Annotated in this window: 24 protein-coding genes; 16 read left to right on the top strand and 8 right to left on the bottom strand. The window is 70.0% G+C overall.

From position 1 onward, the window contains the following. Positions 1-147 precede the first annotated feature (147 nt). Together ACQPXM_RS26695 and ACQPXM_RS26690 are read left to right on the top strand one after the other, a co-directional pair. Complete coding sequence (locus tag ACQPXM_RS26695; protein ID WP_432938173.1) at positions 148-702, top strand: YceI family protein; 555 nt, start codon at positions 148-150, stop codon at positions 700-702. Between the two features lie 288 nt (positions 703-990). Continuing rightward, positions 991-1,497 carry a hypothetical protein gene (locus tag ACQPXM_RS26690; RefSeq protein ID WP_077014705.1) on the top strand — a complete coding sequence of 169 codons (507 nt, stop codon included), beginning with the start codon at positions 991-993 and terminating at the stop codon, positions 1,495-1,497. Between the two features lie 216 nt (positions 1,498-1,713). Here ACQPXM_RS26690 and ACQPXM_RS26685 read toward each other — a convergent pair whose 3' ends face one another. Beyond that, positions 1,714-2,274 (bottom strand): hypothetical protein, encoded by a 561-nt coding sequence (locus ACQPXM_RS26685; protein ID WP_432938171.1) that lies wholly within the window; start codon positions 2,272-2,274, stop codon positions 1,714-1,716. Positions 2,275-2,446: 172 nt separating this feature from the next. Beyond that, complete coding sequence (locus ACQPXM_RS26680; protein ID WP_432938170.1) at positions 2,447-2,800, bottom strand: MmcQ/YjbR family DNA-binding protein; 354 nt, start codon at positions 2,798-2,800, stop codon at positions 2,447-2,449. A gap of 117 nt (positions 2,801-2,917) precedes the next feature. On the opposite strand from ACQPXM_RS26680, the gene ACQPXM_RS26675 reads away from it, so the two are divergent. Continuing rightward, positions 2,918-4,408 carry a fused MFS/spermidine synthase gene (locus ACQPXM_RS26675; protein WP_432938168.1) on the top strand — a complete coding sequence of 497 codons (1,491 nt, stop codon included), beginning with the start codon at positions 2,918-2,920 and terminating at the stop codon, positions 4,406-4,408. 84 nt (positions 4,409-4,492) lie between these two features. Then, a complete protein-coding gene (pgm, locus tag ACQPXM_RS26670; RefSeq protein WP_432938167.1) occupies positions 4,493-6,115 on the top strand; it encodes a phosphoglucomutase (alpha-D-glucose-1,6-bisphosphate-dependent) in 1,623 nt (540 codons plus the stop codon). Here pgm and ACQPXM_RS26665 read toward each other — a convergent pair. Both ACQPXM_RS26665 and ACQPXM_RS26660 read right to left on the bottom strand, forming a co-directional pair. Beyond that, positions 6,112-6,504, bottom strand: coding sequence for a DUF3037 domain-containing protein (locus ACQPXM_RS26665; RefSeq protein ID WP_077014700.1), 393 nt, complete (start codon positions 6,502-6,504; stop codon positions 6,112-6,114). The genes pgm and ACQPXM_RS26665 overlap by 4 nt on opposite strands. Beyond that, positions 6,501-7,238 (bottom strand): HipA family kinase, encoded by a 738-nt coding sequence (locus ACQPXM_RS26660; RefSeq protein ID WP_432938165.1) that lies wholly within the window; start codon positions 7,236-7,238, stop codon positions 6,501-6,503. The genes ACQPXM_RS26665 and ACQPXM_RS26660 overlap by 4 nt, the downstream gene beginning before the upstream one ends. A 70-nt stretch (positions 7,239-7,308) precedes the next feature. Here ACQPXM_RS26660 and ACQPXM_RS26655 point away from each other — a divergent pair, with 70 nt between their 5' ends. Further along, positions 7,309-8,349 carry a carboxylate-amine ligase gene (locus ACQPXM_RS26655; protein ID WP_432938163.1) on the top strand — a complete coding sequence of 347 codons (1,041 nt, stop codon included), beginning with the start codon at positions 7,309-7,311 and terminating at the stop codon, positions 8,347-8,349. Positions 8,350-8,411: 62 nt separating this feature from the next. On the opposite strand, the gene ACQPXM_RS26650 is transcribed toward ACQPXM_RS26655, so the two are convergent. Together ACQPXM_RS26650 and ACQPXM_RS26645 are read right to left on the bottom strand one after the other, a co-directional pair. Next, positions 8,412-10,202, bottom strand: a complete 1,791-nt coding sequence (locus ACQPXM_RS26650) for a glycerophosphodiester phosphodiesterase family protein (protein WP_432938162.1) — start codon at positions 10,200-10,202, stop codon at positions 8,412-8,414. 437 nt (positions 10,203-10,639) lie between these two features. Then, positions 10,640-11,248, bottom strand: a complete 609-nt coding sequence (locus ACQPXM_RS26645; protein ID WP_432938160.1) for a hypothetical protein — start codon at positions 11,246-11,248, stop codon at positions 10,640-10,642. A gap of 161 nt (positions 11,249-11,409) precedes the next feature. Here ACQPXM_RS26645 and ACQPXM_RS26640 point away from each other — a divergent pair, with 161 nt between their 5' ends. From ACQPXM_RS26640 to ACQPXM_RS26605, 8 genes are all read left to right on the top strand, one after another. After that, positions 11,410-11,808: a hypothetical protein gene (locus ACQPXM_RS26640; protein WP_432938159.1), complete on the top strand. Its 399-nt coding sequence runs from the start codon at positions 11,410-11,412 to the stop codon at positions 11,806-11,808. A gap of 89 nt (positions 11,809-11,897) precedes the next feature. Continuing rightward, positions 11,898-13,016, top strand: coding sequence for a GNAT family N-acetyltransferase (locus tag ACQPXM_RS26635; RefSeq protein ID WP_432938158.1), 1,119 nt, complete (start codon positions 11,898-11,900; stop codon positions 13,014-13,016). Further along, positions 12,988-13,938 (top strand): potassium channel family protein, encoded by a 951-nt coding sequence (locus ACQPXM_RS26630; protein ID WP_432951092.1) that lies wholly within the window; start codon positions 12,988-12,990, stop codon positions 13,936-13,938. Before ACQPXM_RS26635 ends, ACQPXM_RS26630 begins: the two co-directional genes overlap by 29 nt. Positions 13,939-14,320: 382 nt before the next feature. Further along, positions 14,321-15,310 carry a LacI family DNA-binding transcriptional regulator gene (locus ACQPXM_RS26625; RefSeq protein ID WP_432938156.1) on the top strand — a complete coding sequence of 330 codons (990 nt, stop codon included), beginning with the start codon at positions 14,321-14,323 and terminating at the stop codon, positions 15,308-15,310. Then, complete coding sequence (locus ACQPXM_RS26620) at positions 15,307-16,245, top strand: carbohydrate ABC transporter permease (RefSeq protein ID WP_432938155.1); 939 nt, start codon at positions 15,307-15,309, stop codon at positions 16,243-16,245. Before ACQPXM_RS26625 ends, ACQPXM_RS26620 begins: the two co-directional genes overlap by 4 nt. Next, on the top strand, positions 16,242-17,075 hold the full coding sequence (locus ACQPXM_RS26615; protein WP_432938154.1) for a carbohydrate ABC transporter permease: 834 nt from the start codon (positions 16,242-16,244) through the stop codon (positions 17,073-17,075). The genes ACQPXM_RS26620 and ACQPXM_RS26615 overlap by 4 nt, the downstream gene beginning before the upstream one ends. Before the next feature lie 26 nt (positions 17,076-17,101). Next, entirely contained in the window at positions 17,102-18,385 is a 1,284-nt protein-coding gene (locus tag ACQPXM_RS26610) for an extracellular solute-binding protein (protein WP_432938151.1), read from the top strand. Continuing rightward, positions 18,385-19,533, top strand: a complete 1,149-nt coding sequence (locus ACQPXM_RS26605) for an ADP-ribosylglycohydrolase family protein (protein ID WP_432938148.1) — start codon at positions 18,385-18,387, stop codon at positions 19,531-19,533. The genes ACQPXM_RS26610 and ACQPXM_RS26605 overlap by 1 nt, the downstream gene beginning before the upstream one ends. A 6-nt stretch (positions 19,534-19,539) precedes the next feature. Here ACQPXM_RS26605 and ACQPXM_RS26600 read toward each other — a convergent pair whose 3' ends face one another. Together ACQPXM_RS26600 and ACQPXM_RS26595 are read right to left on the bottom strand one after the other, a co-directional pair. Then, entirely contained in the window at positions 19,540-20,373 is an 834-nt protein-coding gene (locus tag ACQPXM_RS26600) for a galactose-binding domain-containing protein (protein WP_432938146.1), read from the bottom strand. Positions 20,374-20,385: 12 nt separating this feature from the next. Next, positions 20,386-21,978, bottom strand: a complete 1,593-nt coding sequence (locus ACQPXM_RS26595) for an alkaline phosphatase D family protein (protein WP_432938144.1) — start codon at positions 21,976-21,978, stop codon at positions 20,386-20,388. A 77-nt stretch (positions 21,979-22,055) separates the two neighbouring features. On the opposite strand from ACQPXM_RS26595, the gene ACQPXM_RS26590 reads away from it, so the two are divergent. The 3 genes from ACQPXM_RS26590 to ACQPXM_RS26580 are packed head-to-tail and all read left to right on the top strand — an operon-like array spanning position 22,056 to position 26,258. Further along, positions 22,056-23,399: an ADP-ribosylglycohydrolase family protein gene (locus ACQPXM_RS26590; protein WP_432938142.1), complete on the top strand. Its 1,344-nt coding sequence runs from the start codon at positions 22,056-22,058 to the stop codon at positions 23,397-23,399. Beyond that, on the top strand, positions 23,392-24,270 hold the full coding sequence (locus tag ACQPXM_RS26585) for a ribokinase (protein WP_432938140.1): 879 nt from the start codon (positions 23,392-23,394) through the stop codon (positions 24,268-24,270). Before ACQPXM_RS26590 ends, ACQPXM_RS26585 begins: the two co-directional genes overlap by 8 nt. Beyond that, complete coding sequence (locus tag ACQPXM_RS26580; RefSeq protein WP_432938138.1) at positions 24,267-26,258, top strand: formylglycine-generating enzyme family protein; 1,992 nt, start codon at positions 24,267-24,269, stop codon at positions 26,256-26,258. The genes ACQPXM_RS26585 and ACQPXM_RS26580 overlap by 4 nt, the downstream gene beginning before the upstream one ends. The last annotated feature ends 36 nt before the right edge of the window (positions 26,259-26,294 follow it).

The following is a 26,294-nucleotide window of genomic DNA, read 5'->3' as shown; positions in this document are numbered from 1 at the left end:
CTACTCAAACCCGGGGTGGTGCGAGGCCGCAACCCAAATATGTGGCGCAGAGACGACACGTTGTCCGCAGAGAGTGGACTTATCAACCTGACTCTGGCACAGTAAGAGATACAAAGTTCAACTAAACGCCCCCGGAGGACACGACTCATGAGCACGACCGGCTATGCCGAACTGACCGGCGACTACACGATCGACACCTCGCACAGCCGCGCGGGCTTCGTCGCCCGGCACGCGATGGTGACCAAGGTTCGCGGGTCGTTCAACGAGTGGGAGGGTTCGGCCCACATCGACGGCGAGAACCCGGCGAACTCCTCGGTCAAGGTCACCATCCAGGCCAAGAGCATCGACACCCGCAACAGCCAGCGCGACGAGCACCTGCGCGGCAACGACTTCTTCTCGATGGACGAGCACCCGGAGATCACCTTCGTGTCGACCGCCGTCGAGCCCAAGGGTGACGACGTCTTCGCGGTGACCGGTGACCTCACGATCAAGGGCATCACCAAGCCGGTGACGATCGACTTCGAGTACACCGGTACGGCGACCGACCCGTTCGGCAACGTCCGGGTCGGGTTCGAGGGCGCGGTCACGATCAACCGCAAGGACTGGAACGTCACCTGGAACGCGGCCCTCGAGGGCGGCGGCGTCCTGGTCAGCGAGAAGGTCACGCTCGAGATCGAGGTCTCGGCGATCAAGAACGCCTGAGCGTTTCGCCGTACGAACACCACCGGGGTCGCTGCTGGTCGGCGGCCCCGGTGGTTGTTTGTCCGGGCCCGCCGGTCCGTCGGTCGGCGGGGTCGCGGGCTCGCCGGTCTGTCGGTTGGCGTGTCGCGGGGCAGCGGTCTGTCGGTCGGCGGGTCGCGGGGTCGCCGGGTGTCGGGTTCGTCGCGGTGGGGTCACGATCGGCCTTCGGTGCGGGCGGGAAGGTTTTGCCGCCCCCGGAGGCTGGAAAGCTCTTGCCTGAGTGACGACCTAGGGCCAGGGGGTCCGCCGATGATCGACACCAGGCTCTACCGGTGGATGTTGCCGCTGCTCGGCCGACGCCGGCCGGTACGCCGTACGCCGGAGTCCTTTCGTCCGCGCGGGACCAGTTCGCGGGTCAGCCGGCTCGCGGCCCGCTACGACGCGGACGTCGACGAGGCGCTGCAGCGGCTGTGGCCGAAGGCGCGGGTCTACCACGACCGGGAGTTCGCTCGGGACCGCGCCGATTTCCTGCTGGTGGTGCGCGGGCGTGGGGTGATGGTCGAGACGAAGGTGAAGAGCGATCCGGGGTTGTTCCGCGGGTCGACGTTGCCGCCGTTGCTCGACCGGTTGCAGCGGGACGGCAGGCGCCTGGTGGTCCTGCTGAACCAGGGTGATCCGACGCCGGCGCGCGAGTTGGTCGCGGACAAGCTGGGCGACAAGGCGCGGATCGTGGTGTGGTCCGGCCCGGAACAGGATGCCGAGCTGCGGGCGGCGGTCGAGGAGTTGATCGCGCAGGAGTCGCGGCATCCGCTCTGAGCGCTGTGGGGATTCTCGAGGGCCGTAGCCGGGCGGATTCTCGAGGCCGGACCGAGTGTCCCGGCCCTAGCTGCCTAGGTTGGGAAGCCGACAGCGCGGAGAGGTGGACTCTCCGCGCTGTTGGCTGGCTCCGGTTCGCGAGGTGTGCCCGAGGGCGGCGACCCGGAGTCGTGTTCTCCTCCGGCAAGGCCCGGAGGTTGCTTCAGGGGTGTGGCTTCAGCACTTCTGCGGCGTGGTGCGCCCGCCGTCGACGACCCATCGGCCGTCGCGCTGCTCGACGCGCATCTCGTCGACCCAGCGGGTCGGCGACTTGGCCGGGATCACGCCGCGGCCTTTCGCGTCGACCGTGCGGGCGGCCTTGGTGTCGTAGCAGGCGCGGACGATCACGCCGGCGGCGGCGACCGTTCGCTTGGCCCAGACCACCTTCGTGGCGCCGGTGTTGCGCAGTTTGCGGGCTCGGTAGTACTTGGCCTGCAAGCTGATCGCCTTGTACAGCGTCGGCGTCATCACCGGGATCAGCTGCTTGGTCGCCTTGCCGCCGCTCTTCATCATCGTGTCGAGCGCGGCGCGGTAGTCGTAGTACGCGTTGACGACCGGGTCGTCGGAGGCCTGCGTGGTCTCCGGCTGGCCCGCGCCGGCCGGGATGTCGGTGTGCTTGGACGCCTTCTGGGCGCCGGGGGACGAGGCGGCCACGTCGGCCGACGTGTCGGCGCCGCAACCGGCGAGCATCAGGACCGGGATCAGCGTGGCGGTCACCGCCAGGTTCCGAATGCGCATGGGGTCGAACCTCCTGTCAGGTGCCGTCGGGGCGGTGCTGCCGCTACCACCGGCACTGTTCGTGTAACGCGGCGACACGGACCGTGGTCACTGTGACCTGGGTCACACTGGACACCCAGACCCGGCTGGCGGAGGTACAGGGCAGTCCGCAGCGCCGCGGAGGCGAGTACAGCTAGTCGACCAGTGCGGCGAGGGATTTCGGGGCGATCTGGCGGTAGGCGTCACGGACGATGTCGGCGACGTGGTCCCAGTCGACGTCCTCGATGTCCAGGTACACGCCGATCCAGCCGCGATGGCCGACGTACGGGGGTCGGAAGAACCGGTTCGGGTCGGTGGCCAGCAGTTCTTCCTGGGCGCCCTCGGGGGCCGCGCACCAGAATCCGACGCGATCGTCGTGGTGCTGGTTCGCGAACATGACGAAGGTCTTCTTGTCGCGGATGAACCAGGTCGGTTCGCCATGACTCAGCCGCTCGGTGACCTCAGGCAACGCCAGGCACAACCCCCGCAACCGCTCCAATCCGTCCATGCGACCACCTTCCCGCCCGGCGAGCGGTTTGTCAGCCCAAGACGCGCAGACCGGGACCGCGGTCGCCAGGGACTCGCGGAAGGACCCTCGGGTGGAACCCACCGATAGGGTGGCGCGGTGAGTGAGACGGAAGTCCGGGTCCGGGGGATCGGGGACAAGCTGGCGATCGGGTTGTCGTTCGGGAGTTCGGCGGCGGTGATGGTGCTGGAGCTGGTTTCGCTGCGGCTCGTGGCGCCGTACCTGGGGCTGACGCTGGAGACCAACACGGCGATCATCGGCGTCGCGCTGGCGGCGATCGCGACCGGTGCGGCGTTGGGTGGGCGGTTCGCGGACTCGGTGCCGCCGACGCGGACGCTCGGGCCGATGATCCTCTTCGGGGGAGCGCTGGTGCTGCTCGTGCTGCCGGTGGTGCGGTGGACGGGCGAAGCGGTTCGGGGCGGTGGGGGGAACGCTGTGTTCCTCGCGGTCGCTGTCGCCATGTTCGTTCCGGCGTCGTTGCTTGCCGCGGTGACTCCGATGGTGACGAAGCTGCGGCTGTCCACGCTGACTCAGACCGGTACGGTCGTGGGGCGGCTGTCGGCGTACGCGACGGTGGGCGGGATCGTCGGTACGGTGCTGACCGGGTTCGTGTTCGTGGCCAAGGTGCCGACGAGCGTGATCGTGCTCTGTCTCGGTGGTGTGCTGGTGCTGACCGGCGCGGCGCTGACGATCTTCCTGCGCGGCATCCAGGCCGCGGCTCGGCCGCTGATTCTCGCGCTCGTCGGCGCCGGTCTCACCGTTGTCGCGCCGCGGCCGTGCGAGGTCGAGACCGCGTACCACTGCGCCCGGATCGAGCCCGATCCCACCCGCGCGTCCGGCCGCACGCTGTACCTCGACCAGTTGCGGCACTCGTACGTCGACCTGCAGGATCCGACCTACCTGGAGTTCGAGTACATCAAGAACTTCGGCGCCCTGATCGACAGCGAGTTCCCCGCCGGCCAGCGGCTCGACGCGCTGCACATCGGCGGCGGCGGGCTGACCATGCCGCGCTGGCTGACCGCGACCCGGCCGGGCACGAACAACAAGGTCTACGAGATCGACCCCGGCGTGATCGCGCTGGACAAGGCGGAGCTCGGGGCGCGGTCGGGCCCGGACCTCGACCTGCAGATCCGGGACGGTCGGCTCGGCGTACGGTCCGAGCCCGCAGACAGCCGGGATCTGATCATCATGGACGCGTTCGGGGGTGTCGCGGTGCCGTGGCATCTGACGACGCGCGAGGTGGTTGCCGATGTGCACCGGGTGCTGCGTCCGGACGGGATCTACGCGGTCAACATCATCGACTTCGGGCCGCAGCGCTTCCTCAAGGCCGAGATCCGCACGGTCGCGGAAGAGTTCGAGAACGTTGCGGTGATCTCGACCGAGGAGGCGCTCGCGGGCGAAGAGGGCGGCAACTTCGTGCTCGTCGCGTCCGATCAGGCGCTGCCGGTCAACGAGCTGCGCACCCGGCTGGGCGATCGCGCCGACGTACTCGACGGGGCCGATGCCGTACGCCGGTTCGTCGGCGACGCGCCGCTGCTGACGGACGACTTCGCGCCGGTGGATCAGCTGCTCACCCCGTTCTCCAGCTGATTGGCGCCAGGCGCAGCTGACCAGAACTCGCGCAATCGACCGGGTCGAGTTGTGCTCCGCGCTTCGGGCTTGTTGCATGTGCACATGCACCCACGCGCAGGTCAGCCCGCTTTGCCCGAGGACCTCGTCGACGTCGACGCGTTGCTCGCGGCGTACGACGGGATCACCCCGGACGTCGACAACCCCGCTCAGAAGGTCGTCTTCGGTACGTCGGGCCACCGCGGCTCGAGCCTGGACGGGGCCTTCAACGAGGCCCACATCCTGGCGATCACGCAGGCCATCTGCGAGTACCGCGCTGGTGAGGGCACCAACGGCCCGCTCCTGGTCGGCCGGGACAGCCACGGCCTGTCCGAGCCCGCCTGGCGGACCGTGCTCGAGGTGCTCGCGGGCAACGGCGTGCAGACGCTGGTCGACAGCGCGGACCGGCTGACTCCGACGCCGGGCGTGTCGCACGCGATCCTGCGGCTCAACCGCGGCGACGGCGCCGGTGCTGACGGCATCGTGATCACGCCGTCGCACAACCCGCCGCGCGACGGCGGCATCAAGTACAACCCGCCGCACGGCGGGCCGGCCGACTCCGACGCGACGGGCTGGATTGCCGCCCGGGCCAACGAGCTGATCGCCGCGGGCAACCGCGAGGTCCGCCGTACGCCGTTCGAGCAGGCGCGGAGCCAGGCGGAGGGCTACGACTTCCTCGGCCACTACGTCGACGACCTGCCGTCGGTGATCAACCTGGACGCGATCCGCGCGGCCGGGCTGCGGATCGGCGCCGACCCGCTCGGCGGCGCGAGCGTCGACTACTGGGCCGCGATCGCGGAGCGGCACAACCTCGACCTGACCGTGGTGAACCCGCGGATCGATCCCACCTGGCCGTTCATGACGCTGGACCACGACGGCAAGATCCGGATGGACTGCTCCTCGCCGTCCGCGATGGCCTCGCTGGTCGCGCAGAAGGACCGGTACGACCTGGCCACCGGCAACGACGCGGACGCCGACCGGCACGGCATCGTCACCCCCGACGCCGGGCTGATGAACCCGAACCACTATCTCGCCGCGGCGATCTCCTATCTCTTCGCGAACCGCGAGTGGGGCCCGGACGTCGCGGTCGGCAAGACGCTGGTCTCGTCGTCGCTGATCGACCGCGTGGTCGCGGACCTGGGCCGCCGGTTGTGGGAGGTGCCGGTCGGGTTCAAGTGGTTCGTGCCTGGGCTGATCGACGGGTCGGTCGGGTTCGGCGGCGAGGAGTCGGCCGGGGCGAGCTTCCTGCGCTTCGACGGCAGCGTCTGGACGACCGACAAGGACGGGATCCTGCTCGCGCTGCTGGCCAGCGAGATCACCGCGGTGACCGGCGAGACGCCGTCGCAGGCGCACGCGAAGCTGGTCGAGCGGTTCGGTGCTTCGGCGTACTCGCGGGTGGACGCTCCGGCCAGCCGGGAGCAGAAGGCGAAGCTCGCGGCGCTGTCGGCCGACGCGGTGACGGCGACCGAACTGGCCGGCGAGCCGATCCTCGACCGGCTGACCAGTGCGCCGGGCAACGGTGCGGCGATCGGTGGGCTGAAGGTGACGACAGAGTCGGCGTGGTTCGCCGCGCGGCCGTCGGGGACCGAGGACCTGTACAAGATCTACGGCGAGTCGTTCAAGGGCGCCGACCACCTCGAAGAGGTCTTCGCCCAAGCCCGTGAGGTCGTCTCGAACGCGCTCGACTAGCGCACGAAGGCGTCGACCAACCGGTCGAGGTCCGCGGCGGGGCTGCTGGTCAGCCCGCTGTGGATCGGGCCGGGGTGGACGACCGTACTGCGAGGTGCCGCGAGCCAGCGGAAGCGTTCGCCGATCCGCGTAGCAGCGGCCGGTCCGCCGGCCGGGTCGCCGGCGCAGATCGCGCGGATGTGCTCCAGCGACGCGCACACCACGTCGACGTCCACGGCCGGGTCCAGCGCCCGCAACCGCGCCGGGTCGACGTCCCAGGCGGCGCCGAGGAAGTCCATCCCGCGGCAGTAGAGCACCGCGCCGACGTTGACGAACTCGCCGCGGTGAATCCTCGGCGCGGCGCGCAGGATGACGTAGTCGAACGGAATCAGCTCGCCGGTCTCGCTCATCGCGCACCACCCGGCAGCCACGCCGACCGGTCGGCCAGTCGCGCGGTCAGGTGACCGTGGTACCGCTCGCGGTCACCGTCCGCGATCCACTCGTCGGGCACCAGCGCGATCACCTCGGTCAGCAGGTCGGGCGTGATCTCCGTGGCCAGCGCGGCGTCGATCGCCGGTACGGCGGCCGCGTCGTCGCGGAAGACGTGGTCGCTCGCGTCGTACGGCAGCGCGGCGAAGCGCTCGGCCGACATCCAGGAGTGGTGGAAGTACAGGGCGGCGCCGTGATCGATCAACCAGAGTTCCTTGTGCCAGACGAGCAGATTGGTGTTGCGCCAGGAGCGGTCCACGTTCGCGATGAACGCGTCCAGCCACAGGATCCGCGCCCGGGTGGCCTGGTCCGGCGTACCGCTGGAGCCGTCGTAACCGAACGAGCCGGGCAGGAAGTCGACCGCGAGATTGAGCCCGGCGCTGCGGACCAGCAGCTCCTGGATCTCCTCGTCGGGTTCGGACTTGCCGATCGTGGGGTCGAGCCGGCACAACTTCAGCTCGGGCACCCGCAGGCCCAGCCGGCGCAACAGCTCGCCCGCGATGATCTCGGCAACCAGCGCCTTCGGGCCCTGCCCGGCGCCGTGGAACTTCAGCACGTAGGTCCCGAGATCGTTGCCTTCGACAACTCCAGGTAGCGACCCGCCTTCGCGCAACGGCAGCACGTAGCGGGTGGCGGTGACGGTCGGCAGACTCACGCGGGTGAGCCTAGAGGGCCGTTTCCTTTGCGTGGGCGCCGGGTACCGATCCGGCGTGAAGCATCCGTCCATGGGCGTCGAAGAAGAGCTGCTACTGGTTTCCGCCACCGGTGAGCCGCTGCCGAGAAGCAAAGCGGTCGCCGACGAGGTGAGCGGGATCGACGTCGAGCTCGAGCTGACGCGGGCGCAGGTCGAAACCAACTCGCCGGTCTGCGAGACCGCCGACGAGCTGCAGACGCAGGTCGCCGGCATGCGGGCGAAGCTGGCCGCCGCCGCGGCCGAGCACGGCGGGCGGTTGCTGGCGGTGGCCGCACCGCCGACCGGCCAGGCCGTCCAGCTGGTGACGCGCAAGCCGCGGTACCTGGAGATGGAGGAACGGTACGGCCTGCTGACGCGCGAGCAGGCCGTGTGCGGGTGCCACGTACACATCGACGTACCGGACAAGGAAGCGGCGATCAGGGTCAGCAATCACCTGCGCCCTTGGCTGCCGTCCCTGCTGGCGATGACCGCCAACTCGGCGATCTACCTGGGCAACGACACCGGTTTCTCCAGCTGGCGGTCGATCATGTGGTCGCGCTGGCCGTGCGTCGGTCAGCCGCCGTACTTCGAGTCGGCCGAGCACTACGACAAGCTGGTGAAGACCCATCTGGCGGCCGGCACGATCATGGACGAGCAGATGGTCTACTGGGACGTCCGGCCGTCCTCGCACCTGCCGACGGTGGAGATCCGGGTCAGCGACGTACCGCTCACGGTCGACGAGACGGTGCTGCTGGCGACGGTCGTCCGCGCGCTGGTGATGACCGCGCTGGAGGATGGCGGGCTGGGGCCGGAGCTGCAACCCGAGGTGCTGCGGGCGGCGTACTGGCTGGCGGCGCGCGACGGTCTGACCGGCGACAACCTCGACGTACTGCGGGCCGAGCCGATGCCGATGAAGCAGGTGCAGCGGCTGCTGATCGATCACATCCGGCCGGCGCTCGAGCAGCTGGACGAGGTCGAGCGGGTCGAGTCGACGATCGAGCGGTTGTTCCGCGAGGGCAACGGCGCTGTTCGGCAGCGCAAGGCCTTCCGTGAGGGCGACGACTTGATCGCCCTCACGGAAGTCACCCATTAAGGGCATGCCTCCCGATTCCCCGCCTACTGCGCGGCACTCGGCGCGGAATCGGGAGCCATGCCCTAGCCCCTGAGGAAGTCCTCCAGGCCGTGCAGGTCGTCGGTGTTGAGGTGGTCCACACCGGCGGCCTCGAGCTCGGACCAGAGGGCGTCACGGGCCGCGCCGCGGGTGTCGGGCGTCGCCCAGAAGCGAACCCGGTAGCCGGCCCGGTGGGCGGTCGTGACGATCTGGCGCAGCTTCTCCCGCTCGGCCGTCGGGAAAGCGCCGACGCCCTGCCAGGTGAAGTTGTTCGTCCAGTTGTCGCTGACCAGCGGCATCAGCGACGCGGGCATCTTCGAGTTCAGGTCGGACAGGCGGCCGTCGTAGCCGGCGTACCGGATCTTCTGGGCCTTCAGGACGTCGAGCGGCCGGTTCCCGCTGATCACCGCCGTGACCGGGCCGCGGAAGGTGCGACCACCGGCGAAGATCGTGCTGATCCCGCGGTACTTGCGCAACGCGGCGTCGATCGCGGCGTACGTCGTCGGACCGTCGCTCTTGATGTCGATCAGCAACTGGAAGTCACGGCCACGCTGGTAGACCTCGCCGTGGTTCTCCCGGATCCGGTCGGCCAGCGGCTTCAGGTACAGGCTCTCCAGCGTGCGCCCCCGTACGGCGTCCTCCAGGTCGTGCGCGACGCGCAACTCGCCGTCGATCAGCCAGACATCGGCCTCGACCGAGTTGAAGCCGCGGTCCAGCGCGTCCTGCAGCGGACGCCGGTGCTCGTAGTCGTTGTGCGCGTGGGCGGACGGCATCGGCCGGATCGCCGGCGCGTCGTAGACCTTTGGCAGCCGGAAGCCGTTGTCCCGGGCGACCGTGCGCAACCGGTCCGGGTAGTCGGAGATGATCCCGTCGACACCCTTGTCGATCAGCGACTGCATCGTGGCCGGGTCGTCGACCGTCCACGGCACGACCTTCAGACCGGCCTTGTGCGCGTCCTCGACCATCGCCTCGGTCACGTACGGCCGGTACGCCGGGTCGCCGATCTTGCCGTCCTGCGGGAAGCCGTGCACCGGGGAGATCGCGTTCGCGCCGAACGACGTGGCCGCCTTGACCAGGTCGCCGCCGAAGTCGTCGATGTCGATGCCGCCCAGCCACGGCGACTTGCCGGGCTGACCGGTCTGCAGGAAGTCGTAGTTGGTCAGCGCGACGATCGGCAGCTCGGGAGCGACCTGGCGCATCCGCATCAGCGCGCCCCAGTCGAAGCTCTGGATCGTCACCTGCCGGCTGATCCGCGCCTTGCGGACCTCCTGCGCGACGACCTGGACGAACTGCTCCCGCGGCGCGGTCTCGGTCGGCGCGCCCGCCTCGACCTTGGTCTCGATGTTCAGCTTCACGTCGTTCGCGCGGAAGCGGTGCACGAGCGCGAACACGTCCCGCAGCTCCGGCATCCGGGCGCCCGGATCGGGCGTCTGGCCGGGGTAGTTCGCCTGGGTGAGCGAACCGCAGTCCAACTGCTGGACCTGCTTCAGCGTCAGCGTGTTCACGTACTTGCCGACGTAGGGGTACTCGGGGTCTCCGGCGGTGTACGGCGCGGTGTCCTTGCACTTGGACCCGGTGACCTTGCGGTCGTGGGTGACGACGGCGTGACCGTCCTCGGTGATCTGGACGTCCAGCTCGAGGGTGCTGACTCCGGTCTCCAGACCGCGCGAGAACGACGCGATCGTGGACTCGACCGTGAGGCCGAGGCCGCCACGGTGGGCCTGGAGGTCGAGCTCGCGGCCGCGGGTGGCGGAGGCCTGGACGGAGACCAGGCCCTGGCCGAGCAGGGCGGCGCTGAGGGCGAGCGGGAGCAGCGCGCGGGGGAGGCGGCGCATGAGGGATTCCTGTTCGTCGGGCGGAGGGGTCGGTGCGATGGTTCAGGGCTCAGGGATACCCGGTGCCACCCGAAGGTAACCAACAAGCGGCCGACTGGTAACCGCCTGGCGCCGATCACTGACCGTACGCAGCCGAACCCGGGCGTTCGCGACGGGGCTGGTGGGACAGGAGGGAAAGCAACGGCCGACCGGGCTCACCGAGCAGGATCTGCGGGGGAGCGGCCGGTCGGCCGGAAGATTGTGCGCCGGACCGGGAAGCGCCTCACGGCGCGTGGCCGCTCGTAGCGGCTATTTTTGGGACCCGGGGCTACCGCGGCCCGACGCGTGTATCAGTGTAGCCGGTGCCCAAACGCCTTGTCCTGTTGAGGTTTTCGGTCGTGGCGCACCTAACATTTCCAGGGGCCGGACGCAAGAGTCCCCGCCGGACTGCCAGGCAACTACCAGAGTTGACCGACGCGCTCGGCGCGGGCCGCGGTCTGCAGCTGGTCGGCCATTTCCACCAGCTTGGACGCCGACCGGACCTGGTCGTGCGTCTCGTCGGCCAGGTGGGCCCGGCCGGTCGCCACGATCCGGGCGAACGCCGCCGCGCGGTCGAGCGTGGTCGCGAAGTCGCCGGTCGCGACTCCGCGCAGTACCGCGTCCACCATCGCCCGCACCTCGTCCGGGCCGGGCGGGTCGGCGACGCCGGCGACCGCCGCGTGCACCTCGGCGTACTTGCGGCCCGTCGCGTACTCGCGGGAGACGTCGTCGGCCTGCGAGTGCACCCAGGAACGCAGCAGGTAGAGCCGCCACAACGTGCCGGGCAGCGAGTCGGCGGGCGCCTCGGACCACAGGTCGGCCAGCTCGTCCAGGCCGTAGTCGTCGGCCAGCTTGACCACCCGGGAGATCACGTCCGCGTCCTCGCTCGACCGAGCGCCACGAACCAGCAGCTCGGCGGTGCGGTGCGCGACCTCGGCCGCCTTCGCCGGGTCGGCCGCCGCACCGGGCAGCGACTCGAACAGCTGGTTGCCCGGCAGGATCGGCCGGCGCGGAGTAGGAACGGTCACCCCGTCATGATCCCCGACGGCACCGGCCTCCGCATGCCGACCCGGTACGCCCACCACTGACCAACCCGTCGTTTCGGCCCGTTTCGAGCCGTCCGTGAGCGTGACGCGGTCGCCACGGCGATCCTTGGTGGGTGCTGCACGTCCGCTAGTAGAGTCGACGCATGGCAGCACCTCAGCGTGGGCGACTGGCGAAGAACCTGGTCAAGTACGGCGTGCGGTACGGGCCGATGGCCTTCGAGGCGGTCAAGCACGGCCGGGAGCCGGCCCAGCAGGCGATCCAGGCGGCGCTGGCCAAACGGACCGCCCGCAAGAAGGCGGTCGAGCACGCGCTGACCGTGCGGGACGGGTCCCTGCTCAAGGTGATCAAGGACGGCGCGGCGATCTTTTTCGTGTTCAGCGGCGACGCGATCGTCACAACGTATCCGCAGGTGCCGCAGGCGACCTACCCGGAGCTGCTCCGGCACGCCGACCTGGATCGACGCGAGACGGCCGGCGAGTTGGCCGCCGCGCAGCGTCCGAAGCTCACCGACCGGATGCCGAAGCGGCGCCGCCGCGCGTGAGCTTTTGACAAAGGCGTAACACGGCGGACCCGGCGTGGTCACACCCTCCGCGCACAGTGGAGGCACGATCCACGAGGGAGGGCGTCCGCATGCTCTGGAAGATCAGGACCGAACTCGCCGACCGGCCGGGTGCACTGGCCGAACTCGCTGCACGGTGTGGTGCGGACGACATCAACATCCTCAGCCTGGAGGTCTTCACCTCCGAGAGCGGGGCGATCGACGAACTGGTGGTCTCCACCGGCGTCGGCTGGACCGCCGACGACCTGGCCGCCCTGACCGTCGAAGCCGGCTGCGCCCGTACGACGGTCAGACCGTGCCAGGCCGACGTACTGAGTGACGCGCCGACCAGGTACTTGCGGGCCGTGCTGCGCCTGATCGACGACCCGCTGGCGGTCGACGAGGAATTGGAGAACCTGCAGGGCTTCGGCGAGTACACGCCCGCCGAGTGGGCCCGTGCCGATGTGCTGGTCGAGATCGCCGGCCGCCTGTCCGCCCGGTACGCCGACGAGGTGCAGGACGCGCCGCGGCCCGGCGGTGGCGTCGTACCGGAGCTGCGTCGGGCGACGGTCGAGGACGCCGAGGCTGTCGTCGCCATGCACGAGCGATGCTCGTACGAGAGCCGCACCCGGCGGTACCACGTGCCGATCCCGCGGCTGACGGCCCGGACCGCGCGGCACCTGTCCGCGCCGGCCGGTGGGGTGTCGATCGTCGCGACGGTCGACGACGCCGTCGTCGGGATGGCGACGGCCGCGCCCTGGGACGAGCTCGGCGGCCAGGCGATGGAGATCGCCGTCCTGGTCGAGGACGGGTGGCAGGGCCAGGGTCTGGGGTCGCAACTGCTGCGCCAGGTGATCCGTGAGGCGCGGCTGCTCGGCGCCGACCGGGCGGTCTGCATGGTCCAGCCGGACAACGCCGCGATGCTCCGCACGGTGGAGGGTCTGCGGATGCGAACCCGCGTCGTACCGGACGGCGACAACCTGATGGTGGCCATCGCGCTGTCCGATCAGAGCCTGTCGCATTCCGTGGATCGGGGGCCGGTGCCCTATCGTCGGACCCGTGCCATCCCTGCCCTCCGGCCGCAACCCGCACGGTCTACTGGTCAACCTGCCCGCGAGCACGCGCTCGCCGGTCCTGGAGTTGTTCCGTCGACTCCTGATCGCGGTGGGCCTGCTGACCGTGATGGTGCTGATCGTGGTGGTCGACCGTGACGGCTACAAGGACACCTACGACGGCCGCGTCGACCTGATCGACAGCATCTACTACGCGACGGTGACGCTCACCACGACCGGGTACGGCGACATCACTCCGGTGACGCCGACCGCCCGGCTGGTGAACGCGTTCGTCGTCACGCCGTTGCGCATCTCGTTCCTGGTGGTCCTGGTCGGCACGACCCTGGAAGTCCTGGCGAACGAAGGTCGTCGCATCATGCGCGACTCTCGGTGGAGGAAGCGCATGAAGGACCACACTGTTGTCGTCGGCTACGGCACCAAGGGCCGGTCGGCCGTGCACACGCTGCTGAGCAACGGGGTGAAGCGCGAGGACATCGTCGTGATCGACCCCCGGGCCCAGGCGATCGGTGACGCCGGCAACGACCAGATGGCGGCCTTCCACGGTGACGCCACGAACCGGACGGTGCTGCGCCGGGCCGAGGTGATGACCGCCCGCGAGGTGATCGTCACCACCGATCGCGACGACTCCGCCGTCCTGGTGACCCTGGCCGTGCGGCAGTTGAACCCCGGCGCCCACATCGTGGTCGCCGTCCGCGAGGAGGACAACGTCCCGCTGCTGCGGCAGAGCGGCGCGGACGCCGTCGTCACGTCGTCCGAGGCGGTCGGTCGCCTGCTCGGCCTGTCCGCGGTCAGCCCGAACCTGGGCGAGGTGATGGAGGACCTGCTCACCTACGGCGAGGGCCTCGAGGTCGCCGAACGCGCCATCCTCGGCCGCGAGGTCGGCAAGTCGCCGTCGTCGGTGCCCGACCGCGTCGTCTCCGTGGTACGCGACGGCAAGGTCTACCGGTACTACGACTCGAACGTCTCGGTCCTGGCGGCCGGCGACAAACTCATCGTCGTCCGCCCCGCCAAGGAAACCCCGTGGGCCGAGCGCCCCGGCGCCGACGACGAGGACGAGTAACCCTTCTCAGCCCCGGCCGAGACAGTCCCGTACGGCGGCCACGAGGTAACCCTGGCCGGTGGACAGCTCGCGGGTCGCGTCGGTGATCGTCTGCTCGATGAGCAGGCGGTCGGGTCCGGTCGGAGGCGGCGAACATGCCGGCGAGGCCTGACGCGGACGCGACGGCTGATCGTCTCCTGGATGGTCGTGCGCAGGTGGTCGGGCGCGGACCACCGTACGGCGGGGGAGCGGGCTCGACGAACTGATATCGCGTCGCCCGGGCGGCGCCGCGATCGCGGAAAGTGTGGACCAGGTGACGGAGTGGTCCGTTCTTGACGCCGGATCGAAGGCGTCTTAGGGTCTGATCTGTAAACGATTACAAGAACGATTACAGGAGTGCTGCGTGAGCCGTCCGACGATCGCCGCCGTGGCCCGGGCCGCGGGTGTTTCGGTGGCCTCGGTGTCGCGGGTGCTGAACGGTTTGCCGGCCACCGAGGAGATGGCCGAGCGGGTCCGGCGCGCGGTCGCCGAGCTCGGCTACGTGCCGGACTCGCGGGCGCGGTCGTTGAAGGTCGGGCGGACGTTCCAGTTGACGCTGGCGGTCGCCGACGTCGGTAACCCCGTCTACGTGACGATGATGCGCGCCGTCGAGGAGGTCGTCTCGGCCGCCGGTTACCGGCTCGTCGTCACCACCACCGGCCCGGACGTCGCCGACGAGGTCGCGCTGGTCCGCGGTATGGCGCGCGGGTATGCCGACGGCCTGGTGATCAGCCCGCTGCGCGTCGACGACGACCTGATCAAGTCGATCCAGGAGTGCGACGTACCGGTGGTCGTCGCCGGTAACGTCCCGGCCCGCGCCGGCGTCGACACCGTCCGCGCGAACTCGCCGAAGGGCATGCTGCTCGCGGTCGAGCATCTGCTCACGACAAAGCGCCGCAAGGTTGCCTTCGTCAACGGCCCGGTCGACACCGTGCCCGGAGCGGCCCGGGCCAAGGGTTTCGCCGACGCGATGAGGACGAACAAGCTGACGCCGGTGGCCGAGGTCGCCGCCGAGGACTTCACCTTTGCCGCCGGCCGCGATGCCGGTCGCGAGCTGCTGGACGAGAACACCGAACTCGACGCGGTGATCGCCGCCAACGACCTGCTCGCAGTCGGCGTGATGCACGAGCTGGCCGCCCGCGGGCTGCGCGTCCCCGACGACGTCGCCGTGATCGGGATGGACGACAGTGCGCTGGCCGAGCAGTCGTTTCCGCCGTTGACGAGCGTGAACCTGGGGTCGGCCGAGCGGGGGCGGCGGGCCGCGGAGTTGCTGCTGGCAAGGATCGAGGACGACAGCCGGACCCCCCGCCGGATCGTGGTGCAACCGTCCCTGAGCGTGCGGAGATCATCGTGACCACCCAAGCCGTCGCCGCGCCGGACACCGCGGCCGGCAAACCACCGGGCCGCGGCACCGGCCGGCCGAAGCAGAACCGGGAAGCGATCTTCCTGTTCCTGCCCGCGCTGCTGCCGGTGCTGCTGCTCAGCGTCTACCCGCTGGTGCGCGGCATCGCGCTCGGCTTCACCGACGCCCGCGCGGGCCTGAACGTCGACACCAACTTCATCGGCTTCGGCAACTTCGCCAAGCTGCTGCACAACGACCTGTTCTGGGACTCCTTCCGGATCGGCCTGATCTGGACCGTCTCGGTCACCGTGCTGCAGTTCGTCGCCGCACTCGGCCTGGCGCTGCTGCTGAACACCGACATCAAGTTCCGCGGCATCGCGCGCACGCTCGCGCTGATCCCGTGGGCGATGCCGCCGGTGGTGGTCGCGATCATGTGGCGCCTGCTGCTGCACCCGACCAACGGCCCGGTCAACGACATCCTCCAGGGCGCGCACCTGACCGATCGCCCGATCAACTTCCTCGGCGACTTCGGGACGGCGCTGCCGGCCGTCATCGTGGTCGGCATCTGGGTCGGCATGCCGATGACGACGGTCACGCTGCTGGCCGGTCTGCAGAGCATCGACCGGTCCCTGTACGAGGCGGCCGCGGTCGACGGCGCCGGTGCCTGGGCGCAGTTCCGGCACGTCACGCTGCCGCAGCTGAAGACGGTGATCGTCGCGATCACCAGCCTGGACATGATCTGGAACTTCAACTCGTTCGGCCTGGTCTACGTGCTGACCGCGGGCGGCCCGGGCGGCAAGACGATGCTGCCGATGCTGTTCGCGTACAACGAGGCGTTCCGCTACGGCAACTTCGGCATGGCCGCCGCGATGGGCGACGTGATGGTCGTGATCATCATCGTGTTCCTGGCCTTCTACCTGCGCAACCGGTTGAGGAGCGAGGCATGAGAACGCGTCCGGCCACCCGCGCCGCGCAGTACGTCGCCGTACTGCTCTACCTGGTCTTCCTCGGCTTCCCGCTGGTCTGGCTGATCTCCAGCTCGCTGAAGTCGCCGCGCGAGTTCGCCACCATCGACCCGACCTTCTTGCCCAAGGCCCCGACACTGTCGAACTTCAGCGACGCGCTGGAGGAGCAGGGCCTGGTCCGCTCGATGGTGAACTCGCTGCAGATCTCGGTGCTCACCACGATCCTGGTGCTGATCGTCTCGCTCCCGGTCGCCTACGCGCTGGCCCGGTTCCGCAGCCGGTTGCGGCCGATCACCAACGGCTGGATCCTGGTCAGCCAGGTCTTCCCGGTGATCCTGATCGTGATCCCGCTGTTCCTGATCCTGCGGCCGCTGCACCTGACCAACACGATCCCCGGCGTGGTGATCGTCTACATGGTCTGGTCGATGCCGTTCGCCCTGTGGATGCTGCAGGGGTACGTCGCGGCGGTTCCGCGCGAGCTCGAGGAAGCGGCCTCCGTGGACGGCGCGAGCCGGTTGCGCACGATCGTGTCGATCGTGATGCCGCTGCTGCGACCGGGGCTGATCGCGACCGCGATGTTCACCTTCATCTCGGCCTGGAACGAGTTCTTCTTCGCCCTGGTCCTGCTGCAGGACCCGCAACTCAAGACGCTGCCGCTGGTGCTGGCCCGCTTCGTCGGGGCCGAGGGCCAGGTCCAGTTCGGCCCGCTCGCGGCCGCGTCCGTGCTGGCCACCGTGCCGAGCCTCGTGTTCTTCGCCTTCCTGCAGCGCCGGCTGACGTCCGGCCTGCTGTCCGGAGCTGTCAAGGGCTGACGCCCTTCCCCCTGAGGAGTACAACCATGAGAAAAGCACTGACCGCCCTGATGGCGGCGGGCGCCCTGGTGGCGCTCGCGGCCTGCGGCAGCGGGAACGACAACGGCTCGGGCGACGCCGCGCCGGGCGAGAAAGTGACGCTGAAGTTCCAGAGCCTCGCCTTCCAGAAGACGACCGTCGCCGCGACCAAGAAGATCGTCGCCGACTGGAACGCCAAGAACCCCGACATCCAGGTCGAGTACGTGCAGGGCAGCTGGGACTCGGTCCACGACCAGCTCGTCACCCAGTTCCAGGGCGGCACCGCGCCGGACATCATTCACGACGAGTCGGCCGACATCACCGGGTTCGCGAACCAGGGCTACCTGGCCGACCTCACGCCGTACCTGAGCCAGCAGACCAAGGACGCCGTACCGGCCGGGGTCTGGGACACGGTGAAGACCGCTGACGGCAAGATCATCGCCGCGCCGACGCTGCTGCAGTCGTACGTCGTGTTCGGCAACTCCGCGCTGCTCAAGCAGGCCGGGATCTCCACCACCGGCGATTCGCTCAGCTGGGACCAGCTGCAGGCGGACGCGAAGAAGCTCACCACCGGCGGCAAGTTCGGCCTCGGCTGGGGGCTGAAGAGCCCGACCGCGACCGTGCTGAACCTCGGGATGAACTTCGACGCCGCGTTCTTCGAGGGCACCGGCCGGGACGCCAAGGCCAAGATCGGCGACGCGGAACTCGAGGTGCCCAAGCGCATCCACGCGATGGCCTACACCGACAAGTCGATCGACCCGACCTCGCTGACGCAGAGCGGCTCGGACGTGCTGCCGGGCTTCTTCGGCGGCAAGTACGCGATGGTGGTCGCGGGCAACTACACCGCCCAGCAAATGGTCGAGCAGGCGCCGAAGGGCTTCCAGTGGGAGGTGCTGCCGCCGCTGAAGGGCACCTCGGAGAAGCAGGCCGCCAACCCGCAGACGCTGTCGGTCCCGGCCGAGGGCAAGCACATCGAGCAGGCCGCGAAGTTCATCGACTACTTCATGCAGGCCGAGAACCTGGCCGCGGTCGGTCAGGGTGACTGGCTGATCCCGACCACGCAGCCGGCCCGGGACGCGATCCTGAAGGCCACCGGCGGCAAGAACGGCTGGCAGCAGACGCTGGCCAGTGGCGCGGAGATGACCAAGGCGCCGTTCCAGAGCGTGGAGAACTACCCGAAGTGGAAGGACCAGATCGCCACTCCGGCGCTGCAGGAGTTCCTGGCGAACAAGATCGATCTCGCGACGCTCGGCCAGAAGCTGAACGACGGGTGGGGCCAGGTCAACAGCTGATGCCGGAGCAGACGAAGAGCGCGCTGGAGGACAAGTCGGTCGGAGCCCTGCTGGGCTCCGCCGTCGGGGACGCCATCGGCGGCGCGGTCGAGGGCTGGACGCCGGAGGCGATCCGGGACCGGCACGGCGGCTGGGTGACCGGCATCGTCGGCCCCTGGTACGACGACTGGCGCAACGCGCGCCCGATCGCGCCGTACCACAAGGGCGACGGGCACATCACCGACGACACGTTGATGACGCACGCGCTGGTCGAGGTGTACGACGAGACGCGGGCGCACCTGGACGCGTACGCGATCGCCGAGCGGCTGGTGCCGAAGATGCTGGCCGGCAAGCGCTGGGTGCCGGAGCTGGAGGCGGACGCGTTGCTGCTGCAGCGGGTTTTCCTGGCCGAGAAATGGCTGGTGGCCCGGTTGCACTACGGGCACATCGACCCGCGCGAGGCCGGCGTCGGCAACATCGTGAACTGCGGCGCGGCGATGTACGCCGCTCCGGTCGGCATCGCCAACGCGGGCGACCCGGCGGGGGCCTACGCCGAGGCGATCGACCTGGCCGGCGCGCACCAGTCGAGCTACGGACGGGAGGCGGCCGGGGTGTTCGCGGCCGCCGTCGCCGCGGCGATGGTGCCCGGGGCAACGGCTTCGTCGGCGGTCGAGGCGGCGCTGGAGCTGGCCAAGGACGGCACCCGGGCCGCGGTCGCCGCGGTCGCCGAAGTGGCCGAGGGACTGGACGACTGGCAGGCCGCGATTCCCCAGCTGCGCAAGGCGGTCGAGCCGTTCGACACGGTCGGTCCGGACTATCGCAACCAGTCGCTCGACGCGCGGCGTCCGAGCCGGACCAAGGCCATCGAGGAGCTGCCGGTCGCGCTGGGATTCGTCCTGGTCTCCGGTGGCGACGTGCGACAGGCGGTGCTCGGCGGCACGAACTACGGCCGCGACGCCGACTCGATCGCGTCGATGGCCGGTGCGGTCACCGGTGCGCTGAGCGGGCAGGCCGGCGTACCGGAGGACTGGGCGGCGGAGATCGCTGAGGCGAGCAAGACCGACCTGATCGCGCCCGGCCGGGTGATGGCGGCGGTGGCCAGGGACTTGCGCGCGGCGGACGCCGAGCGCTGGGCCCGCCGTACCGCGGCGCTGGATGCGCTGGCCTGAGCGATGTCAGCTGCTGAAGGCCTCGAACTCGATGATCCGGGAGTATCCGTGATCGTTGGAGTCGAGGACGACCACTTGGACGGCGTCGGCCGCGACCGGCGCGAAGGTGACCTCGCGGAGGCCCTGCACGTTGCCGCGGATTTGGCCGACCGTCGTCCAGGTGTCACCGGTCCGGACGCGGACGTCGACGTCGCGGATGCCCATCGCGGCGGCCGGGTAGCGGGCCGAGTCGAGTGTCTGCAGCGTGATCCGTCCGACCGTGGCGGGAGCGGTGAAGTCGACGCCGTACGTGTCGGGGAAGACGCCCTTGGTGGCGTCGTGCCAGCCGCTTGCGCCCCACTGCTCGGAGTCGGTGTTGCCGTCGACGCCGCCACAGAGCTTCATGTTGCCGTGGGTGCTGGAGGCAACGGCCTGCTCGCCGAGCAGCAGATTGTCGCCGGGGCCCTTCGGCGGAACGGGTTTCACGACCACGGACGCTGCGTGGGTCTCGCGGCCGACGGCGAGGTCGACGGTGAAGCTGCCGGGCGCGGTGCCGCGCGGGACGGTGACGTCGAGCGGCGCCGTGACGAGCTGGTCGACCGGCAGGTAGCTGGAGAACTGGCGCCGGGACAGGACGAGCGGGCTCTCGCCGCTGACGCGCAGGTCGGCGACGACGGGTTTGCGGCCGGTGTTGGTCATGCCGAGTGTGAGCCGGCCGGACGGGAAGCAGGGCAGCGGAACGACCTCGACGGGCTGCGGGGTCGCGCTGACCTCGATGTCGCTGTGCTTGACGTTGCTGTGAGCAACGACGGGCACGACGAGCAGCGGGACGGCTCCGAGCAGGGCGATGGCGCGGTTCATGGCGGGGTCCCCTCAGACCTGGTGAATTCCGGGGCGGCCGTTCTCGACGACCAGGGTGGCGTGGGTGCTCGGCGCACCGCCGCGCGTGGTGACCTTGTCGACCACGCGGAACTCCGACGTCCAGCGGTCGGCGTCGAGGCGGCAGCTGAGGTAGCCGCGCTGGACGTTCTGGTACTTGACGTGCGGGTTCTCGGCGAGCAGCGCGCGGCCGGTGGCGTCGACGTCCACACCGTCCTTGCCGGACGAGATCGACGTGGTGACGAACTCGCTGCCGACGACCGGCGCGGTCGGGTCGGAGAAGTCGAGCTTGAGGTCGGCTGCGACGCTGCGGTGCAGGTCTCCGGTCAGTACGACGAAGTTGTCGACGCCGCGATCGCGGATCCCTGTCAGAACGCGCTCTCTCGACGCGGCGTACCCGTTCCAGGTGTCCATCGGGAGCTCCAGGTCCGGGCCGGTCCTGCGGTCGAGCTGGGCCATCGCGACCTGCTGGGCGACGACGTTCCAGCGGCTGGGGGAGCGGCGCAGGGCGTCGAGCAGCCAGCGTTCCTGGTCCGCGCCGGTGATCGTGCGGGCCGGGTCCTGGGAGACCTGATCGGGCGGGAGCCAGCCGCCGTCGCCGGGCTGGTCGTCGCGGAACTGCCGGGTGTCGAGCACGCTCAGATCGGCGGTCCGGCCGAAGCGCAGATGGCGGTGCAGGCGGATCGACGGGCCGCTGGCGGACTGGTCGAGGCGCAGCGGCATGTGCTCCCAGTACGCGCGGAAGCCGTTCGCCCGGCGTACCAGGAACTCGGGTTCGGGCAGGCCGTCCTCGGAGATGTCACCGGACCAGTTGCCCTCGACCTCATGGTCGTCGAGCGTGACCACCCAGGCCGACGCGGCGTGCGCGGCCTGGAGATCGGGATCGGTTTTGTGCAGCGCGTACCGGGCGCGGTACTCGTCGAGCGTGAAGACCTCGCCGGCGAAGTCGACCGGAACGGGCTGGTTGCGGATCCCGGCGGTCGGGCCGACACCGACCTCGTAGATGTAGTCGCCGAGGAACAGCACCACGTCGTGATCCCGGCTCGCGACGTCCTGGTACGCCGTGTAGAAGCCGTCGTAGAAGGCCTGGCAGGACGCCACCGCCAGCGTCATCGCGGGCAGGTCGTGGGGTGCGGGCGCCGTACGGGTGCGGCCCGTCGGACTGATCTGGCCGTGGGCGCGGAAGCGGTAGAAGTAGTGCCGCCACGACCTGAGACCGCGGACGTCGACGTGCACCGAGTGCGCGTACTCCGGCCGGGCCGTCGCCTTGCCGCGGCGTACGACGCGGCGGAAGGCCTCGTCCTCGGCGACTTCCCAGTCGACGTCGATCGGGCGGTCGTCGAGACCGCCGAAGGGTTCGAGCGGGCCGGGTGCGAGGCGGGTCCAGATCACGACGGCGTCCGGCAGCGGGTCGCCCGAGGCGACGCCGAGCGTGAACAGCGGGCGGTTGGTCGGTGTGCGGATGCCGGTGGGGACAAGCCCCGGCAGCGTGCCGGTGAGCGCGAGCGCCGCGGCCGCACCGGTGGCGCTGAGAAAGCTACGACGGGTCGCGGTGGCGGCGGCGAGACCGCGGGCGGCGGAGAGCATGGCACGGAGTATCCGGCCGTGACGACGAGACGAACCAGGTGCGTGTTTCACCTGGCGCAACAGGAGGAAGAACGCAGATGAGACTGACCTGGGTGCAGCCGGAAGACCTGCTGCCGCACCAACTGGTCCAGTCCTCGGCCGAAGGCGCCGACGTCACGGACATCACCAGGCGCTGGCTTTTGGCGGGAGGCTCGGCTGAGGCGCCGGTGTCCGGGGCCTCAGCCGAGCCGGCCGCGCCGGAACTCCGGGCGTTGGCCCGCGAGCTGCTCGACGAGCTGGACAAGAGAACACCCACCTGGTCTGCACCATCAGTTCCTGAACTTCCACTGCTGCCTCAGAGCGGTGGTACGACACCTTCTACCCTCTCTTCGTTCCGTGGGGTGGAACGGCGGATTCTGGATGGTTGGCTCGGGCGGGCGGCGGGCAATCTGCTCGGGAAGCCGGTGGAGAAGATTCCCCGGGAGGGGATCCGGGAGATCTTGGTCAGTTCTGGGCAGTGGCCTTTGACGCGGTACATCACAGCGGTGGGAGTGCCTGAGGACGTGCTGGCGCGGTGGCCGTGGAACCGGCGGTCGAAGCCGACGAGTTTGCGGGAAGTCATCGACGGGATGCCGGAGGACGACGATCTCAACTTCGCGATCCTGGCCCTGCAGCTGGTCGAGCGGCACGGCGACGAACTGACCACCGAGGACGTGGCTCAAGCCTGGTTGAGCGACCTTCCGGCCGGTCGCGTGTTCACCGCCGAGCGGGTCGCCTACCGCAACCTGCTCGACGGCGTCGCGCCCGAGCGCGCGGCGCTGGTGCGCAACCCGTTCCGCTGGTGGATCGGCGCGCAGATCCGGACCGACGTCTACGGCTGGGTCCACCCCGGCGACCGTACGGCGGCCGCCCGGCTCGCGCTGACCGACGCCCGGCTCAGCCACACCGGCGCGGGCGTCGACGGCGCGATCTGGGTCGCCGCGATGTCCGCCGCCGCGCTCGTGCTCGACGACCCGCGCGAAGTCGCGCTGGCCGGCCTCGAAGCCGTTGCCCCCGACAGCGAGATCACCCGCGCGGTCCACCTCGGCTTGTCACTGGCCGACAAGCCGCTGGACGACGCGCTCGACGTACTGCACGCGGAGTACGGGCAGCTGCACTGGGTCCATGCCGTCAACAACAGCGCGCTCACGGCGTACGCGCTGACCGCCCCGGACTTCGCCACCGGCGTCGGCCGCGCGGTGATGGGCGGCTGGGACACCGACTCGGTCGGCGCGACGGTCGGTGCCGTGCATGGCGCGGTGCGCGGCGTTCCGGCAGAGTGGAGCGAACCACTGGACAACCGGCTGGCCACCAGCCTGCCCGGGATGAACCAGGTCGCTTTCGACGAACTGGCCGCGCGAACCGCGGCCGTGGCGGTTGGAAAGGGGGACCGGCGTGGCTGACGTCGTGGTCGTCGGCAGCGCGAACGTGGACCTGGTACTTCCGGTCCAGCGGATCCCGCGCCCCGGCGAAACCGTGCTCGCCTCCGGCCTGACCCGCGGCCCCGGCGGCAAGGGCGCGAACCAGGCCGTCGCCTCGGCCCGCGCCGGCGCGTCCACCGCGTTCGTCGCCGCGCTCGGCGCCGACGACGGGGGAGCGTTGTTGCGCGAGGCCCTGGACGGCGTCGACCTGTCGCTGGTGCAGACGGTCGACGAGCCGACCGGCACCGCGATCATCACCGTCGACGCCGACGGCGAGAACGCGATCACCGTCGCGCCGTCCGCGAACGCGACCCTTGGGCTCACACCGGAGGCGCGCTCGGCGCTGGGGGAGGCGAAAATAGTCCTTTCCCAACTCGAGATTCCGTTCGGTACGGTGCAGGCGGCAGCCGAGGCGAGCCGGTACTTCATCCTGAACGCCGCACCGGCTGCCGAGCTGTCCGACGAGTTGCTGGGGCATGTCGACCTGCTGGTCGTGAACGAGACGGAGGCCGAAGCGGTGGCTGGTGCGAAGCTGTCCGCCCTGCTGGACCGGGTGCCTGCCGTGGTCGTGACGCTGGGCGCGGAGGGCGCGGTGATCCTGACTCGTTCGGCGGACGAGGTGCGGATCCCGGCGGTCCGGGTCGAGGTGGTCGACACGACCGCCGCGGGCGACACCTTCTGTGGAGTGCTTGCCGCGACACTTGCTGCGACATCAACTACAGCGAGCGACCTGACGAATGCGGTCCGACGCGCTACCGTTGCTGCTTCATTGAGTGTTCAGACCGCGGGGGCCATCCCCTCGGTGCCTCACGGGGACGTTATCGACGCGCGCTGTGCGGAGGTGTACCTGTGAACCCGCTGGAGCCGAGGCCGATCGACCTCCCCGCGAAGGTCGAGCTCGGTTTGCGTGCCGACCTGAGTTATCTCGACGACGCCAAGATCCTCGGCGCCCCCGACGACCCGGCCGACCTGCCGCGCTGGCGCGGCAAGCTCGCCGAGTGGCTGATGGGCGCCTACGACCGGACGGCGTACGACGGCGGCTCGCACTACGAGGAGCCGGGCCGCGAGTGGACCCAGACGGCGTACTCGGTGGCGCTGGTCTGGTTGTGGGACGACCAGCTGTACGACGTGGCCACCGGCAAGTTCACGCCGGACAAGTTCGTCCGGCACGGCCTCGAGGACTTCGGCGGCTACGACGCGGTGGTGCTGTGGCACGCCTACCCGGTGATCGGGATCGACTCGCGCAACCAGTTCGACTTCTATCGTGACGTTCCGGGCCTCAAGCAACTGGTCGACGATCTGCACCGGCTCGGGCTGAAGGTGTTCTTCGACTACAACCCGTGGGACGTCGGCACCCGCCGCGCGGACGGGCCGGACGCCGAGGAGTTCGCCGCGCTGGTCGCCGACTTCGGTGCGGACGGCGCCTTTCTGGACACGCTGAAGGAGGGCGACCCGGCGTTCACCCGGGCGCTGCACAAGGTCAACCCGGCGATCGCCTTCGAGGGCGAGTCACGGTTGCCGTTGGCAAGGATCTCGGACCACGCGCTGTCCTGGGCGCAGTGGTTCGCCGACACCCGGGCGCCCGGCGTACTGCGGGCGCACCTGTTCGAGCGCCGGCACATGATGCACCACACCCGCCGCTGGAACCGCGACCACAGCGACGAGCTGCAGTCGGCCTGGGTGAACGGCGTCGGCATCCTGGTCTGGGAGAGCGTGTTCTCGGCCTGGGTCGGCTGGAACGCCCGCGACCGGGCCACGTTGCGCCGGATGGTCGCGGCGCAGAGAGCGTTCTCTCCGGTGCTGATCAACGGCGACTGGATCCCGTTGACGCCTGAGATCCCGGACAAGGCCCGCTCGCACGGGGTGTTCGGCTCGCGCTTCGAGCTGGCCGACATCACCTTCTGGACGCTGATCAACCGCGACGAGGAGGACTTCGAGGGCGTCGTCCTGCGCTCGGAGGACCAGGTCGGCGACTGGTACGACGTGACGTCCGGCGTACCGATCACTGCCGACGACGACGGCGTGCACCTGGTCGTCCCGGGTCGCGGCGTGGCCGGGATCGTGCGGGTCGGCGCGACGGCCGGCGCGACCTGCCGGGCCACCGCGCGGCGGCTCGGGACGATGCCGCGCCCGCATCTGAAGGACACGACGTTCCCGGTCGCGCCCGGGCGGCGGATCCCGCCGCCGACGCCCGTGGGCGAGCCGACGTTCGGTCCGGCCGTCGTGGTGCCCGCCGGAGAGCGCTCTCTGGTGGTCCGGCACCGGCGCCGCGAGACCGGCCTGTACGACGAAGCGCCGTACGTGGAGGAGTGGAAGCCGCTGCCTCCCCGCCTGCACGACCAGCAGACGCTCCAGCGGGACGTGTCGCTGGAGGAGGTGTCGGTCGCGGTCCGCGAGGTGACGAACGCGGAGTACGCGGAATTCCTCGCCGCGAGCGGATACCAGCCGCTGGTGGCCAACCGCTTCCTCGCGCACTGGGTCGACGGTGCTCCGGCGCCGGGGACCGAGGACCAGCCGGTGACGTACGTCGATCTGGCGGACGCGCGCGCCTACGCACAGTGGGCCGGCGGTCGGCTGCCGACGGAGGACGAGTGGCAGGTCGCGGCGGCCCTGGACGGGTTCACCCGCTTGGAGCCACTGGTCTGGAACTGGACCGAGAGCGAGCACCGCGACGGCCGGAGCCGCTTCTGCATCCTCAAGGGCGGCTCGTGGTACGTCGCCGAGGGATCCGACTGGTACGCCGACGGTGGTCCGCAGGAGCCGGAGTTCAGCTTCAAGCTGGTGCTCACGGGCGGCGGACTCGACCGCTCGGAAACCATCGGCTTCCGGTGCGCACGGTGAGCGCGGGCGGATCCACGGCCGGGAACACCTCATCCG

Source organism: Kribbella sp. CA-253562, assembly GCF_050942265.1.
GTDB lineage: Bacteria > Actinomycetota > Actinomycetes > Propionibacteriales > Kribbellaceae > Kribbella.
Note: the sequence above shows the minus strand (reverse complement) of the source record. Positions and strands in the feature narration are given on the sequence as shown.